The 14,055-nt window shown below is 73.5% G+C and carries 17 protein-coding genes; 14 read left to right on the forward strand and 3 right to left on the reverse strand.

Annotated features, from left to right (window positions below):
- The first annotated feature begins 74 nt into the window (after positions 1-74).
- Positions 75-719: a response regulator transcription factor gene (locus tag ACZ6W9_RS33625; protein WP_389968614.1), complete on the forward strand. Its 645-nt coding sequence runs from the start codon at positions 75-77 to the stop codon at positions 717-719.
- A gap of 178 nt (positions 720-897) precedes the next feature.
- Here the strand turns inward: ACZ6W9_RS33625 and ACZ6W9_RS33630 are convergent, their stop codons facing one another.
- Entirely contained in the window at positions 898-1,671 is a 774-nt protein-coding gene (locus ACZ6W9_RS33630) for a hypothetical protein (RefSeq protein WP_389968616.1), read from the reverse strand.
- A 122-nt stretch (positions 1,672-1,793) separates the two neighbouring features.
- Here ACZ6W9_RS33630 and ACZ6W9_RS33635 point away from each other — a divergent pair, with 122 nt between their 5' ends.
- The 8 genes from ACZ6W9_RS33635 (at position 1,794) to ACZ6W9_RS33670 (ending at position 9,323) form a co-directional block, all read left to right on the forward strand.
- Positions 1,794-2,798: an AAA family ATPase gene (locus ACZ6W9_RS33635; RefSeq protein ID WP_362944382.1), complete on the forward strand. Its 1,005-nt coding sequence runs from the start codon at positions 1,794-1,796 to the stop codon at positions 2,796-2,798.
- 174 nt (positions 2,799-2,972) lie between these two features.
- Positions 2,973-3,938 (forward strand): DUF58 domain-containing protein, encoded by a 966-nt coding sequence (locus tag ACZ6W9_RS33640; protein ID WP_389968618.1) that lies wholly within the window; start codon positions 2,973-2,975, stop codon positions 3,936-3,938.
- Positions 3,935-4,882, forward strand: coding sequence for a VWA domain-containing protein (locus ACZ6W9_RS33645; RefSeq protein WP_389968620.1), 948 nt, complete (start codon positions 3,935-3,937; stop codon positions 4,880-4,882). The genes ACZ6W9_RS33640 and ACZ6W9_RS33645 overlap by 4 nt, the downstream gene beginning before the upstream one ends.
- 175 nt (positions 4,883-5,057) lie before the next feature.
- Positions 5,058-5,669 carry a class I SAM-dependent methyltransferase gene (locus tag ACZ6W9_RS33650; RefSeq protein WP_362944375.1) on the forward strand — a complete coding sequence of 204 codons (612 nt, stop codon included), beginning with the start codon at positions 5,058-5,060 and terminating at the stop codon, positions 5,667-5,669.
- A 133-nt stretch (positions 5,670-5,802) separates the two neighbouring features.
- Positions 5,803-6,363 (forward strand): RNA methyltransferase, encoded by a 561-nt coding sequence (locus tag ACZ6W9_RS33655; RefSeq protein ID WP_362944373.1) that lies wholly within the window; start codon positions 5,803-5,805, stop codon positions 6,361-6,363.
- A 222-nt stretch (positions 6,364-6,585) separates the two neighbouring features.
- On the forward strand, positions 6,586-7,383 hold the full coding sequence (locus ACZ6W9_RS33660) for a glycerophosphodiester phosphodiesterase (protein ID WP_470121377.1): 798 nt from the start codon (positions 6,586-6,588) through the stop codon (positions 7,381-7,383).
- 88 nt (positions 7,384-7,471) lie between these two features.
- Positions 7,472-8,833: an MFS transporter gene (locus ACZ6W9_RS33665; protein ID WP_389968623.1), complete on the forward strand. Its 1,362-nt coding sequence runs from the start codon at positions 7,472-7,474 to the stop codon at positions 8,831-8,833.
- Positions 8,834-8,978: 145 nt separating this feature from the next.
- Positions 8,979-9,323: an RNA polymerase-binding protein RbpA gene (locus tag ACZ6W9_RS33670; protein WP_179828419.1), complete on the forward strand. Its 345-nt coding sequence runs from the start codon at positions 8,979-8,981 to the stop codon at positions 9,321-9,323.
- 93 nt (positions 9,324-9,416) lie between these two features.
- Here ACZ6W9_RS33670 and ACZ6W9_RS33675 read toward each other — a convergent pair whose 3' ends face one another.
- A complete protein-coding gene (locus ACZ6W9_RS33675) occupies positions 9,417-10,064 on the reverse strand; it encodes a class I SAM-dependent methyltransferase (protein ID WP_389968626.1) in 648 nt (215 codons plus the stop codon).
- 135 nt (positions 10,065-10,199) lie between these two features.
- Here ACZ6W9_RS33675 and ACZ6W9_RS33680 point away from each other — a divergent pair, with 135 nt between their 5' ends.
- The 5 genes from ACZ6W9_RS33680 (at position 10,200) to ACZ6W9_RS33700 (ending at position 13,012) form a co-directional block, all read left to right on the forward strand.
- A complete protein-coding gene (locus tag ACZ6W9_RS33680) occupies positions 10,200-10,736 on the forward strand; it encodes a TetR/AcrR family transcriptional regulator (protein WP_389968628.1) in 537 nt (178 codons plus the stop codon).
- Between the two features lie 80 nt (positions 10,737-10,816).
- Positions 10,817-11,641 (forward strand): isocitrate lyase/PEP mutase family protein, encoded by an 825-nt coding sequence (locus tag ACZ6W9_RS33685; RefSeq protein ID WP_470121380.1) that lies wholly within the window; start codon positions 10,817-10,819, stop codon positions 11,639-11,641.
- Between the two features lie 62 nt (positions 11,642-11,703).
- Positions 11,704-12,366 (forward strand): NAD(P)H-binding protein, encoded by a 663-nt coding sequence (locus tag ACZ6W9_RS33690; RefSeq protein WP_470121382.1) that lies wholly within the window; start codon positions 11,704-11,706, stop codon positions 12,364-12,366.
- The gene (locus ACZ6W9_RS33695) at positions 12,363-12,497 is read left to right on the forward strand and encodes a zinc ribbon domain-containing protein (protein ID WP_470121386.1); all 135 of its coding nucleotides are present in this window, start codon (positions 12,363-12,365) and stop codon (positions 12,495-12,497) included. The genes ACZ6W9_RS33690 and ACZ6W9_RS33695 overlap by 4 nt, the downstream gene beginning before the upstream one ends.
- A gap of 74 nt (positions 12,498-12,571) precedes the next feature.
- Positions 12,572-13,012 carry a type II toxin-antitoxin system PemK/MazF family toxin gene (locus ACZ6W9_RS33700; RefSeq protein ID WP_389968634.1) on the forward strand — a complete coding sequence of 147 codons (441 nt, stop codon included), beginning with the start codon at positions 12,572-12,574 and terminating at the stop codon, positions 13,010-13,012.
- 151 nt (positions 13,013-13,163) lie between these two features.
- Here ACZ6W9_RS33700 and ACZ6W9_RS33705 read toward each other — a convergent pair whose 3' ends face one another.
- Complete coding sequence (locus ACZ6W9_RS33705; RefSeq protein WP_470121384.1) at positions 13,164-13,943, reverse strand: FAD-dependent oxidoreductase; 780 nt, start codon at positions 13,941-13,943, stop codon at positions 13,164-13,166.
- Positions 13,944-14,055: the final 112 nt, after the last annotated feature.

Genomic DNA, 14,055 nt, shown 5'->3' on the forward strand with positions numbered 1-14,055 from the left:
GTGCGGTTCCCTGCCCGGCCGGGTTCCCCGAGGGCGATTTCCGGGTGCGGCCCGAGGCGTCCTAGGGTCGGCACATGACGCTGCGCGTGGTGATCGCCGACGACGAGGACCTCATCCGGGCCGGCCTGAGGGTCATCATCGACTCCGAACCCGACCTGACCGTGGTCGGCGAGGCCGCGGACGGAGCCGCCGTCATCCCCGTCGTGCGCGAGCACCGGCCGGACGTGGTGCTGATGGACGTACGGATGCCCGCCGTTGACGGAATCCAGGCCACCCGCCGGCTCGCCGCGCTTCCCGAACCGCCCAAGGTGATCGTGGTCACCACCTTCGAGAACGACGACCACGTCTACGACGCGCTACGCGCGGGGGCCAGCGGCTTCCTGCTCAAACGCACCCGCCCCGCCGAACTCGTCCAGGCGATCCGGGCCGTCGCCGCCGGGGACTCACTGCTGTTCCCCGCCGCCATCCGCCGCCTGGCCGCGCGGCGCGACAACGAGCGGGCCACCGTCCCCGGCATCGGACGGCTGACCGCACGCGAGGGCGACGTGCTGCGACTGATGACGCGCGGCCTGTCCAACGGCGAGATCGCCGCCGAACTGACCCTGAGCGTCGAGACGGTCAAGACCCACGTGGGCAACGTGCTCACCAAACTGGATGCCCGCGACCGCACCCAGGCCGTCATCACCGCCTACGAATCAGGCTTCGTCTCGCCCTGCTGATGGCGACGCTGTATTAATGGCGACGCTGCGCGTCGCGGCTCGGGGGCTCTTACCCGGTGTCTTCCCTCGTCGTTCGCTCGCTGCGCTCGCTCTCTCCTCAGTCCAGACACCGGCGCCCCCGAGCGGGTCTCGACAGCGGCGCCCTTGAGCGGGTCCGGAATCAATGGGCTGGGGGCGGTCAGATGGGGGCGCCGTCGTCCTCGTCTCCTTCTCTCGGGCTCGGGGTGCCCGTGCCGCTCTGCGAGGGGGACGGCGACGGCGACACGGTGGGCCGGTTCGGGTCCGGGGTGCCCGGGACCGGCGGCGGGGTCGGCACGAACACGGTCGCCGGCAACGGCCTGCGCGGCGCCTGCGTCTCACCGTCGGCGCTCAGCAGCAGCCACGCCATCACCGCCATCAGCGTCAGCAGGACCGTCAGCGCCACCCCCGCCAGGATCACCGACCGGCGGGACTCGGTGAGCGGCGGGGCGGGTTTCGGCGGGCCGGGCAGCGCGGGCACGCGGTCGCTCACCCAGTACGGCGCGAAGTCCGGGCCGTGCCGCTCGCCGATCAGCATGCCGCGCACCAGCACCGGCTCCAGGAACCGTTCGGCACCCTCCCGGGACGGCTCGTACGGCGTGGCCACCCACGGCGCGCTCCCGCCGTTCATCCCGAGGACCCGCGGCGGAGCGTCGGCGGCGAGCGCGGTCCTGCCTCTGGTGGCCCTGGCCACCCACCCCCGTACACCCGAACGGCCGGACGCGGCCTCGCGGATCGCGGTGACGAACCGGTCGCGGGCCGCCGGGTCCAGCGCCGCCCCCCTGGTCAGCACCGCGACCGAGACCGCCCGGCCGTCGGGGCCCTGCCCGAGGTAGACGAGCCCGGCCGGCCCCGCCCACAGGCGGGCTCGAAGGACGAAGGGCCCGAGATGGGGCGGATCACCGTACTGGAGCGGACTGGCCACGACTGCCATGAAAGCACACGCCCGCCGCCGGGCGCGGTCCACGCGGGCCGCGGCACCGGGCCACGCGGAGACCGGGCGAAATACCCCCGCCCAGCCGTGCGGTGCGGGTTTTCATTTGGTGGAATGTCACCATGACCGTCGCCGAAGAACTGCCGCGCGAGATCGACACCGGACTGCTGCGCGAGGCCCTCGCCGAGGTCCGGCGGGTCATCGTGGGCCAGGAGCGCATGGTGGAGCGGCTGCTGGTCGCGCTCCTCGCCCGCGGGCACTGCCTGCTGGAGGGCGTGCCGGGTGTCGCCAAGACCCTCGCGGCCTCCACGCTGGCCACCGTGGTGGGCGGTGATTTCGCCCGCATCCAGTTCACCCCGGACCTGGTGCCCAGTGACATCGTCGGGACGCGCGTCTACCACCCCTCCCGGGAGTCCTTCGACGTCGAGCTCGGCCCGGTGTTCGTCAACTTCCTGCTCGCCGACGAGATCAACCGCGCTCCTGCCAAGGTGCAGTCCGCGCTGCTGGAGGTGATGGCCGAACGGCAGGTCACCCTCGCCGGCCGGACGCATCCTCTGCCGCGGCCCTTCATCGTGCTGGCCACCCAGAACCCGATCGAGTCCGAGGGCGTCTACCAGCTCCCGGAGGTCCAGCGCGATCGGTTCCTGTTCAAGATCCGCGTCTCCCATCCCAGCGCCCAGGAGGAGCTGGAGATCCTGCACCGCATGAGCGTCACCCCGCCCGCCCCCAAACCGGTCCTGGACCCCGAGCGGCTGACGAGGCTTCAGGCCATGGCCGACCGCGTCTCGGTGCACCAGCTCGTCGCCGACTACGTCGTCCGGCTGGTGATGGCCACCCGCTCGCCCTCCGAGTACGGCCTGGCCGACCTGGCCGACAGCATCGAGGTCGGCGTCAGCCCCCGCGCCACCCTCGGCCTGGTCGCGGCCGGACGCGGCCTGGCCCTGCTCCGGGGCCGCGACTACCTGCTGCCCGACGACATCCGCGACGTGGCCGTGGACGTGATGTCCCACCGGCTGATGCTCACCTTCGACGCCCTCGCCGACGGCGTGGACCCCGACGACGTCGTCGGGCGCATCCTCACCGCCGTCCCCCCACCCCTGGTCGTCTGGAACCAGCCCGCCCGATGACCAGAGAAACCAAAGTCATGTGCACCCGGTCAGGGGAACCGCCATTCGGATCAACGACCGGGAAAACCGCGAGGGGGCGCCGGTGTCTGGACTGAGGAGAGAGCGAGCGCAGCGAGTGAACGACGAGGGAAGACACCGGGTAAGAGCCCCCGAGCCGCGACGCGCAGCGTCGCAATGAGTACAACCCCCGAGCCGCGACGCGTAGCGTCGCCATTGAAACAGCTGGAGCTGACCATCGTGCGGCGGCTGGACGGCCTGCTGCACGGTTCCTACGAGGGGCTCATCCCCGGTCCGGGCAGCGAGGCCGGCGACAGCCGCGTCTACGTCCCCGGTGAGGACGACATCCGCCGCATGGACTGGGCGGTGACCGCCCGCACGGGCGTCCCGCACGTGCGGGATCTGATCGCCGACCGGGAGCTGGAGACCTGGGCGCTGGCCGACCTGTCGCCCAGCATGGACTTCGGCACCGCCGTCATGGAGAAACGCGACCTCGTGGTCGCCGCGATCGGCGCGATCGGGTTCCTGGCCGGGCGGATCGGCGACCGCTTCGGCGCCTACGTCCTGCACGACGAGCACATTCACCGGATGCCCGCCAGGAGCGGCCGCCCCGCCCTCTACGGGCTCCTGCACTCGCTGGCGGAGGCCCCCCGGGGCCGCCCCGTCGCCGGCGCCCCCGATCTCGCCGAAGCGGTCGGGGTGCTCGCCTCGGTACGGCGCCGCCGCGGGCTGCGGGTGATCGTCTCCGACTTCCTGGGCGCCGAGCCCGTCCTCGACCCCCGCGTGGAGCCGCCCTGGGAGCGGCCGATGCGCCGGCTGGCCGCCCGCCACCAGGTGCTGGCCGTTGAGGTGATCGACCCGCGGGAACTGGAGCTTCCCGGCGTGGGCCTGGTGAGCCTGGTCGACCCCGAGAGCGGGCGCACCCGCGAGGTCCGGCTCACCGGCGGGCTGCGGGCGGCCTACGCCGAGGCGGCCGCCGCCCAGCGCGCGGCGACCCGCGCGGCGCTGCGCCGCTGCGGCGCGGCGCACCTGGTGCTGCGGACCGACCGCGACTGGCTCCTCGACATCGCCCAGTTCGTCCTGCGGCAGCGGCGCACGGCGCACCTGGCGCACCGGCATCCGACGTCAGGAGTGGCACGGTGACCTTCCTCTCTCCGGCCTGGCTGTGGCTGTTCGCCGCGCTGGCGCTGGTCGTGGCGGGCTACGTGGCCGCCCAGTTCGCCCGCCGCCGCCACGCGGTGCGCTTCACCAACCTGCCGCTGCTGGCGCTGGTCGCGCCGGCCGGGCCCGACTGGCGCCGGCACGTCGCCCCCGCGCTGTTCCTGCTGATGATGTCGCTGCTGGTGCTGGGCGCGGCCAGGCCGGCCGACTCGGTGCGGATCCCGCGTGACCGCGCCACCATCATCATCGCGCTGGACGTCTCGCTGTCGATGGAGGCGAGCGACGTCGCGCCCGACCGGATCACCGCCGCCAAGCAGGCCGCGCAGAAGTTCGTCAGGGACCTGCCCGAACGGTTCAACGTCGGGGTGGTCGCCTTCGCCCGTTCCGCGTCGGTCGTGGTCTCCCCCACCACCGACCACCAGGCGGTCAACACCTCCATCGGCAACCTCGGCACCCGGGCCGGGACCGCGATCGGGGAGGCGGTCTTCAACTCGCTCGACTCCGTCCGCTCCTTCGACCAGCAGGCGGTCACCGACCCGCCGCCCGCCGCGATCGTGCTGCTGTCCGACGGCGACAACACCTCCGGCCGTACGGTGGCCGAGGCCGTCGAGGCGGCGGCCTCGGCCCGGATCCCGGTCTCCACGATCGCCTACGGCACGCAGGACGGCACGGTCACGATCGACGGCCGCGACGTCAACGTCCCGGTGAACAAGGCGACCTTGCAGAGCCTGTCGGAGGGCACCGGGGGCCGCGCCTACGAGGCGGAGTCGGGCAGCCAGCTCCGGGAGGTCTACGAGCAGATCGGCACCTCCCTGGGCTACCAGACGGTCGAGCAGGAGGTCACCCAGTGGTTCGTGGTGGCGGCGGCGCTGACCGGCATGGCGGTCGCCGCGGCCTCGATGCTGCTGGGCACGCGGCTGCCCTGACCCGGCCGCGTCACCGGCGGCCCTCCGGCCTCGGGCCCGTCCCCGCGGCCCGTCCTCACCGCCCGTCCCCGTGGCCGGTGCCCGTCGTCCGGACACGGGGCCGCCGACCGGCCGGGGCGGCCCCGGCGACGCGGCCGCCCCGGCCCGGTCCCGGGCGTTGGTAACGTTCTACGACGTGGCACATTACTTCGAGGAGCGTCCCGAGACCGCCAGCCGTCCCGGCTCGGTCACGCTCGTGCTCCCCGACCTTCACCTGAGGCTGGAGACCGACAGCGGGGTCTTCTCCCCCGAGCGGGTCGACCAGGGCACCCGGATCCTGCTGGAGACCGTGCCGCCTCCCCCGGCCGAGGGCGACCTGCTGGACCTCGGCTGCGGCTACGGCCCGATCGCCCTGACCATGGCCTCCCGCGCGCCCGCCGCGACCGTGTGGGCCGTCGACGTCAACCGCAGGTCCGTCGACCTGTGCGCCAGGAACGCCGAGAGCGCCGGCCTCGGCACGGTGAGGCCGGCGCACGTCGACGAGGTCCCGCCGGAGGTGCGGTTCCGGGCCATCTGGTCCAATCCCGCCATCCGCATCGGCAAGGCCGCGATGCACGAGATGCTGACCCGCTGGCTGTCGCGGCTCACCCCCGACGGCGTCGCCCACCTCGTGGTCCAGAAGCACCTTGGGTCCGACTCTCTGCAGCGCTGGCTGAACGAGCAGGGCTGGCCCGCCACCCGCGCGGCCTCCCGCTCCTCCTACCGGGTCCTCAGGGTCGAGGCCCGCCCCGCGGACCGCGAGGGCTGAGGCCGCCCCGCGGGGCACGGGCACCGGCGGGCGCCCTCCCCCGGCGCCGGCCGTACGGACCGGCGACGAACGACCCCGGCGGGCCGCGGCGCGCCCGGGAGAACCACGACGAACGAGGAACGGTGAACGAACGATGACCGCGAACCCGCGCAGGCAGCTGCGGCAGACGGACGTCAAGCGGCTCAACCGCACCTGGCGCAGGCACACCGAGGGGAGGCTCGCCCTGATCGTGGAGTCGGTGACCGGCCCGTTCAACATCGGCTCGATCTTCCGTACGGCGGCGGCCTTCGGGGTGGAGCACGTCTGGCTGGCGGGCAACGCCACTCCCCCGACCAATCCCAAGGCGCAGAAGACCGCGCTGGGCACCGACCGCCTGGTCGCGTGGGACGAGCCGGTCCCCGTCCTGGAGGCGGTGCGGGCCGCGAAGGACGACGGTTTCACCGTGGTCGCGGTCGAGCTGACCGGGGACGCGGTGCCGCTGCACGAGGCGAAGCTCGACGGCGACGTGTGCCTGGTGGTGGGCAGTGAGGACCACGGCTGCTCCCCGGCGCTGCTGGAGGCCGCCGACGCCGTCTGCTACATCCCGCAGGTCGGCCGGGTGGGCTCGTTCAACGTGGGGGTGGCGACCGCGATCGCGGTGGCCGAGGCCCGCCGCCGGGAATGGGCCGGGAAGGGCCTGCCCGCCGGGGAATGAGCCCCGCCGCCCACGTGGCGCGGTCCCGCGGCGCCCGGCCCGGGAGGCACGCCGCCCATGTGGCGCGGTCCCCCTGCGCGGGGGGCACGCCGCCCGCGTGGCGCGGTCCTCCTGCGCGGGAGGCACGCCGCCGCGGCGGTCCGCCGTTTCACCGGGGCCACCGCGAACGTTCACCGCCCGCCCCGGTGACGCGCCCCGCCCTCAGACGGCATACTCCTGCACGTGCAGCGCCGTTACGCCTTCCTCGACCATCCCGGCCCGCTCGCCTTCGCCCACCGGGGCGGGGCGGCCGAGGGCCGGGAGAACAGCCACGCCGCGTTCGCCCGTGCCGTGGAGCTCGGCTACACCTACCTGGAGACCGACGCCCACGCGACCGCCGACGGGGTGCTGCTGGCCTTCCACGACCACACCCTCGACCGGATCACCGACCGGCGCGGCCGGATCTCCGACCTGCCCTACCGGCTGGTCCGGCAGGCGCGGATCGGCGGGACCGAGGAGATCCCGCTCATGGAGGACCTGCTGGGCTCCTGGCCCGGGGCGCGGTTCAACATCGACGTCAAGGAGGTCTCGTCGATCGGGCCGCTGGCCCGGGTGATCCGGCGGACCAACGCCTACGATCGGGTCTGCGTCACCTCCTTCTCCGAGGAGCGGCTGGCCAGGGCCCGTGCCGCGATCGGCCGCGACGTGTGCTCCTCGCTCGGCCCGCTCGGCGTGATGTCGCTGCGCGCCGCCTCCTCCACCACCCGCTACGGCCGGCTGCTGGCCCGCCTGGCCCGCGCCGGGGTGCCGTGCGCCCAGGTCCCGCTGGGCTTCCGCGGCCTGCGGGTCACCACGCCCGCCCTGATCCGCACCGCGCACGCCCTGGGCATGCAGATCCACGTGTGGACCGTCAACGACACCGGCGTGATGGACCGCCTGCTCGACCTCGGCGTGGACGGCGTGATGACCGACAACATCTCCGGCCTGCGCCGGGTGCTGGAGGATCGCGGGCAGTGGCATCCGGCGGGCCTGCCCGTCTGACTCTCGCCCATCCTGCCCGTCCGCCTCGCCCGTCCGGCCGCCCTCGCTCCTTTCGTCCCAGTCTCCCCCCAGTGAACCGAGGACCGTCATGACCACCGAGAAGGTCACCGAGGACCTTTCCCCGTCCCCGAGCCGCCGGCGCGAGCAACGCGGCTGGTACTTCTACGACTGGGCGAACTCCGCCTTCCCCACCACGGTCCTGACCGTCTTCCTGGGCCCGTACCTGACGACGATCGCCGAGACCGCCGCCGCGGGCCGGCCGTACGTGGACGTGCTCTGGTTCGACGTGCGGCCCAGCGCCTACTACTCCTTCGTGGTGGGCTTCTCGGCGGTCCTGCAGATCTTCCTGATGCCCGTCGCCGGGGCCCTGGCCGACCACACCGGCCGCAAGCGGGAGATCATGAGCCTGTTCGCCTACCTCGGCGCCGCGGCCACCGTCTGCTTCTGGTTCCTGTCGGGTGACCGCTACCTGCTGGGCGGCGCGCTGTACGTGGTGGCCAGCGTCTCGTTCTCGGCGGCGTTCGTCGTCTACAACTCGTTCCTGCCGGAGATCGCCGCGCCGGATGAACGCGACCGGGTCTCCGCCATGGGCTGGGGCTTCGGCTATCTCGGCGGCGGCCTGCTGCTCGCCGTGCACCTGGGCCTGTTCCTCGGTCACCAGTCCTTCGGCGTGTCGGAGGGCGACGCCGTACGGCTGGCGCTGGCGTCGGCGGGTCTGTGGTGGGGTGGGTTCACGGTCATCCCGATGCTGCGGCTGCGCAACCGGCGCGCGCTCGCCCGGGGCGCCGAGGGGGTGGGCCGGGCCGTCACCGGCACGTTCCGCCAGCTCGGCCGTACGATCGTGGAGCTGCGCCGCTACCCGCTGTCGCTGGCGTTCCTGGTGGCCTACCTGATCTACAACGACGGCGTGCAGACCGTCATCTCCTTCTCGGCCACCTACGCCGACAAGGAGCTCGGGCTGGGCCAGACCGTGCGGATCGGGGCGATCCTGATGGTGCAGTTCGTCGCGTTCGGCGGCGCGCTGCTCCTCGGCCGGCTGGCCGCCTCCTACGGCGCCAAGCGCGTCGTGCTGGGCGCGCTGGTCGCCTGGACCGGCGTGGTGGCCGTGGCGTACTTCCTGCCCAAGGGGGCGGCCCTGCCGTTCTTCGCGCTCGGCTTCGCCATCGCGATCGTGATGGGCGGCACGCAGGCCCTGTCGCGGTCGCTGTTCTCGCACGTGATCCCGGCGGGCAAGGAGGCGGAGTACTACAGCCTGTACGAGATCAGCGACAAGGGCTCGACGTTCCTCGGGTCGTTCACCCTGGGCCTGGCGCTGCAGCTCACCGACAGCTACCGGATCGGCATCGTGTCGCTGGTCGTCTTCTTCGTCGTGGGCTTCGTCATGCTCGCCGCGGTGAACCTGCCCCGGGCGATCCGCGAGGCCGGCAACCAGGTGCCCGAGCGCCTCTGAGACATCTTCCCAAAAGCGCATCGCAGACCCGGCAAGGAACGCGCGATTGGATCTCCCCATGTGTGGGAATCCACACACGGTATCAAGCGTTGTACGCCGTGGGAGACAAACCCCTCACGACGGGGCCCTCAGGAGGCATTGAGACATGGGCGAGCGTGCGCTACGCGGTACCCGACTCGGAGCGACCAGCTACGAGAACGACCGCAACACCGATCTGGCTCCGCGCCAGGAGGTGTCCTACATTTGCCCGAAGGGCCATCGATTCGACGTTCCTCTCGCCGCCGAGGCCGAGATCCCGGCGACGTGGGAATGCCGCATGTGCGGCGCGAACGCCCTGCGGGTGGACGGTGAGCTTCCGGAGGCCAAGAAGGCCAAGCCGCCGCGGACGCACTGGGACATGCTGCTGGAGCGTCGCACGATCGAGGACCTTGAGGAGGTGCTCAACGAGCGCCTGGCGATCCTGCGCGCCCAACGCCGCAAGAGCGCCTGATCCGACGACCTGACGCGAGACCCCCGGCCCACGGCGAGGGCGCCGGGGGTCTCGTGCTGTCCGGGCCCGCCGTCCGGCGGCGGGGACGCCGGGTTACGGCCGGGTGGCGCGGACGTGGTACAGCAGGTACGGCAGGTCGCCTTCGGACTCCACCTTGAAGCCCGCGTCCGGGATGAGGGCGCCGAGCAGGTCACGGGGGTCGTGCCGCATGGCCGGGCCGGACAGCGCGCCGACGAGGCGCCGGGCCAGGGGGCCGGCCGGTGGGCGGAACTCGGCGATGAGCAGCCGCCCGCCCGGCCGCAGCACCCGGAACATCTGCCGCAGCGCTTCGGGCCGGGCCCCGGCGGGCATGTGGTGCACGGCCAGGCTGGAGACGACCAGGTCGAAGGAGCCGTCCGGGAACGGCAGGTCCTGCCCTTCGCCCACGGTGTAGGCGCAGTTGGCCGGGGCCCGCCGGGCGGCGTACCCGATCATCGCGGGCGACGGGTCGAGGCCGGTGACGTGGCCGTCCGGCGCGACGACCGGGGCGAGGATGCGGCTCAGGTAGCCGGTGCCGCAGCCGACGTCCAGGACGCGGTCCCCGGCGCGCGGCCGGGCCGCGGCGGCCACGCGGGTGAAGGCGGCGCGGCGGCCGCCGAGGAACCCGATCGAGCCGAAGAGCTCGTAGGCCCGCGGGCGGTCGATGGTCCCGCCCGCGTCGGCGTGCTCCTCATGGTGGTGCAGCAGCTTTCCCAGCCCCATGGCGTAGTCCCTCGGTCGCCGAACGATCTGTACGGTTATGAATGATGCGTTCACAGAGGTGGGCGGGTCAACGAACAGATCGGCCGTGTCGTGCCGTACCGAACAGGGGGCGGGGAAGTGTCCGGAGACCGGCGGGTGCGGCGGACACGCCGCATGGTCCAGGAGGCGCTGGTGGCGCTGATCCTGGAGAAGGGTTACGAGGCGGTGACCGTCACCGACATCATCGACCGCGCCGACGTGGGCCGCTCCACGTTCTACGCCCACTTCACCGACAAGCAGGACGTGCTGCTCGGCAACCTGGAGGAGCTGGACTTCCTGCGCCCCGCCCCGGCCGGCGGGCCGGGCGGGCTGTTCGCGTTCAGCCTGCCGGTGCTGGAGCACGTGCGCGAGCAGGAGCGGCTCGTACGGGCGCTCCTGGGGCGGCGCGGCGGCGGTCCGGTGCACGCGCGTGCGGAGCGGCTGCTCGCCGAGCTCGTCAGGGAGGAGCTCCTCGCCGCGGGCGCGCGGACGTCGGCCGCACTCGACCTGCTGGTGGTCTGCGTGACCGGCGCGTTCATGGGGCTGCTGCGGGCGTGGGTGGACGGCGACACCGCCGCCTCGCCCGCCGAGCTGGACGCCGCCTTCCGCGCGGCCGTCGAGCCCGGCGTGCGGGCCGTGCTGGGCCGGTCGTGACCGCAGGATGGGAATGGCCCGGTCGGGTGACACGGAATCGGCTCTCGGGCCAGGCCCCTCCGGCCCTCTAGGGTCGGATCATGACCATCGCCGACGACGCGAAGAACGACCGGCCCTCCTCCGGCGGGGCCGCGGCGCTGCGCGCGCTGCACGTGCCGGGAGACCCTCTGGTGCTGCCCAACGTCTGGGATGCCGCCTCGGCCCGCATCGTGGAGGCGGCGGGGTTCCCGGCCGTCGCCACCGGCAGCGCCGCGGTCGCCCCTGTCCTCGGGTACGACGACGGGGAGGAGGCCCCGGCGCAGGAGATGCTGGCCGCGGTCGCCAGAATCGCCCGCGCGGTGGCCGTCCCGGTCACCGCCGACCTGGAACGCGGCTACGGCCTGGCGCCCGCGGAGCTGGTGGAACGGCTCGCCGCGACCGGCGCGGCCGGCTGCAACCTGGAGGACTCCGACCCGCGCACCGGGGAGATGGTCGACGCCGCCGAACAGGCCGCCTTTCTGGCGGCGGTCCGCTCCGCCGCCTCCGCCGCGGGCGTGGACCTGGTGATCAACGCGCGGACCGACGTCTACCACCACGGCTCCGGCTCCCCCGCCGAACGGCTCGCCGAGGCCGTACGGCGGGGCCGCGAGTACCTGGCGGCCGGCGCCGACTGCGTCTACCCGATCTTCGCGGCCGAGCCCGCCGACATCGGCGCGCTGGTGGAGGGCATCGGAGGCCCGGTCAACGTCCTGTTCCGCCCCGGCACGCCGTCGCTGGCCGAGCTGGCCGGGCTCGGGGTCGCCCGCGTCAGCTTCGGTCCCGGCCTGCACCGGGCCGCGCAGGAGCACACCGCGCGGCTGGTCGCGGCGATCCGGGCCGGGCGCAGCCCCTACGACCCCCACGACCCGGAGTCCTCCGGACGGTGACAGGCGCGTCCTCCGGGGTACGACGAGCCGTATTCCCATGACGTGTGTCCAAGGAGGCTCATATGCGTACGGTCATCGCCGGCGGCCACGGGAAGATCGGGCTGCGGCTGGGGCGGCTGCTCGCAGGCCGGGGAGACGAGGTCGTCAGCCTGATCCGTGATCCGGCGCAGGAGGACGACATCCGCGAGACGGGGGCCGAGCCCGTCGTGTGCGACCTGGAGAAGGCCGGGGTGGAGGAGGTGGCCGCCCTCCTCGCCGGGGCGGACGCCGCGGTGTTCGCCGCCGGGGCCGGGGCAGGCAGCGGCGTGCCGCGCAAGGACACCGTCGACCGGGCGGCCGCGGTCCTGCTGGCCGAGGCCGCCGAGCGCGCCGGGGTCCGCCGCCTCGTCCAGATCTCCTCGATGGGGGCCGGGCAGCCGCCCCAGCCGGGCAGCGACGAGGTCTGGGCGGCGTACATCGACGCGAAGACCGCCGCGGAGAACGATCTGGAGAGGCGCCGCGACCTCGACTGGACGATCCTGCGCCCCGGGACGCTGACCGACGACCCCGGCACCGGGCGGGTCCTGCTGTCGCACCCGCCGGTGCCGCACGGGAGGGTGCCGCGTGACGACGTCGCCGCGGTGATCGTGGAGCTGCTCGACTCCCCGGGGCCGCACCGCCACATCGTGGAGCTCGTCGGCGGTGAGGTCCCCGTCGCCGAGGCCGTCCGCGACCTGGCGTCCTGACCCGTCCGGCCACCTTCTGTTGCACGTCATGCGGCTTCGCTGAGCACGCCGACGTGAACGCGGCCCGCAACATCGCCATGCGCGGTGCTGCGGGCTGGGCAGTGAGTCACGCTGCCGACGACGTGGCCTGACCCGTGCACCCCATGCACGGCGAGGAGCTGCAAGCTCAGTCCTTCAGGGCCGAGAAGCTGACTAGGATGTCCGGATGCGTGATCTCGGTGAGGACCCGCGGCCGGCCCGGGGGGCGGTCCGCGAGGTCTACGGCGTGGACCGGACGGCGACCCTCGACTACTCCCCCGACCTGGACGGCCTGGCCGACCCGGGTGAGATCGTGTGGGCCTGGGTCCCCTACGAGGAGGACCCGGCCCGGGGCAAGGACCGGCCGCTGCTGGTCGTCGGCCGCCACCGGCGCCGCCTGCTGGCGATGATGCTGTCCAGCCACGGCGACGACGACCCCCGCGAGTGGCTGGAACTGGGCGCAGGCCCCTGGGACCGCGACGGCCGGGTCTCCTACCTGCGGCTGGACCGCGTCTTCGCGCTGGACGAGGACGACATCCGCCGCGAGGGGGCCGTGCTCGACCCGGCACGCTTCGCCCACGTCGCCGCCGCCCTCGGCAGGATCCACGGCTGGTCCGTCGCCCGCTGACGCCCGGCCGTTGACGCCCGGCCGCCCCGCCGGCCGGGACCGGGGTGTCGCGGCCGGGTGAGCCGGGTGAGCACGGGCCGGGATGCGGCGATCCGCCGGGACGCCCCGGTTCTCCGGGAGGCGGGTGGCGCACGGTCCCGTCCGGGACGGGTCAGGAGGCCTCTGCGGGCTCCACCGCCCAGGCCCCGCAGGCGTCGGAGATCATCGTGAAGGCGGCCACCGACCCGGCGGCGGCCGACTCGATCGCGGCCTGCGAGTCGGTGGTGAGGTCTCCGGCGGCGTACAGGCCGGGCACGTTGGTACGGCGGCACTCGTCGGTCTTGACGTAGCCGTCGCCGCCGAGCACCAGGCCCAGCCGTTCGACGAGGCGTGCGACCAGCGGGACGGGCCGCTGGCCGGGCTGCCACAGCAGCGTCTGCCGCTCGACGAGCGTGCCGTCCTCCAGTTCGACCGCGCGCAGCATGCCGCCGGTGTGGTGGAGCCTGCGGATCCCGCCCTCGACGACCCTGGCCTCGGGGACCGGCTCGGGCAGGGCGCCGTCGGCCAGGACGATCACGTCGTGGCTCCAGGCCGAGAACCCGGCGGCGGCCGTCCTGGCGAAGCCGGGGTCGGAGGTGACCACCCCCCAGGTGCGGCCCCGGTTCTCCCAGCCGACGCAGAACGGGCAGTGGATGACCGTCCTGCCCCAGCACTCGTCGAACCCCTCCACGTCGGGACGGATGTCGATCACCCCGGTGGAGAGGAGGACCTGGCCCGCCCACAGCGGGTCGCGGCGGTCGGACAGGACGGTGAAGCCCCCCTCGGGATCGGGCACCACGTCGGTCGCGGTGGCCTCGTACATGTCGGCCATGCCGTACCGCGTCAGATCGGCCCAGGCGCGGTGCCGGTACTCGTCGGGGGTGAGGCCGTCGAGACCGACGATGCCGTGCACTCCCCTGGACGGGGCGTTGCGCGGCGGCTGGCACGGTCACGGGACCCGTCCTGTCCTACAGCTTCGAGGCCTTTGAGTATTCGGCCCTTCGTTCCTTTGTGAAGTGCTTCAC

The sequence above is a fragment of the Streptosporangium sp. NPDC053982 genome, assembly GCF_055585205.1.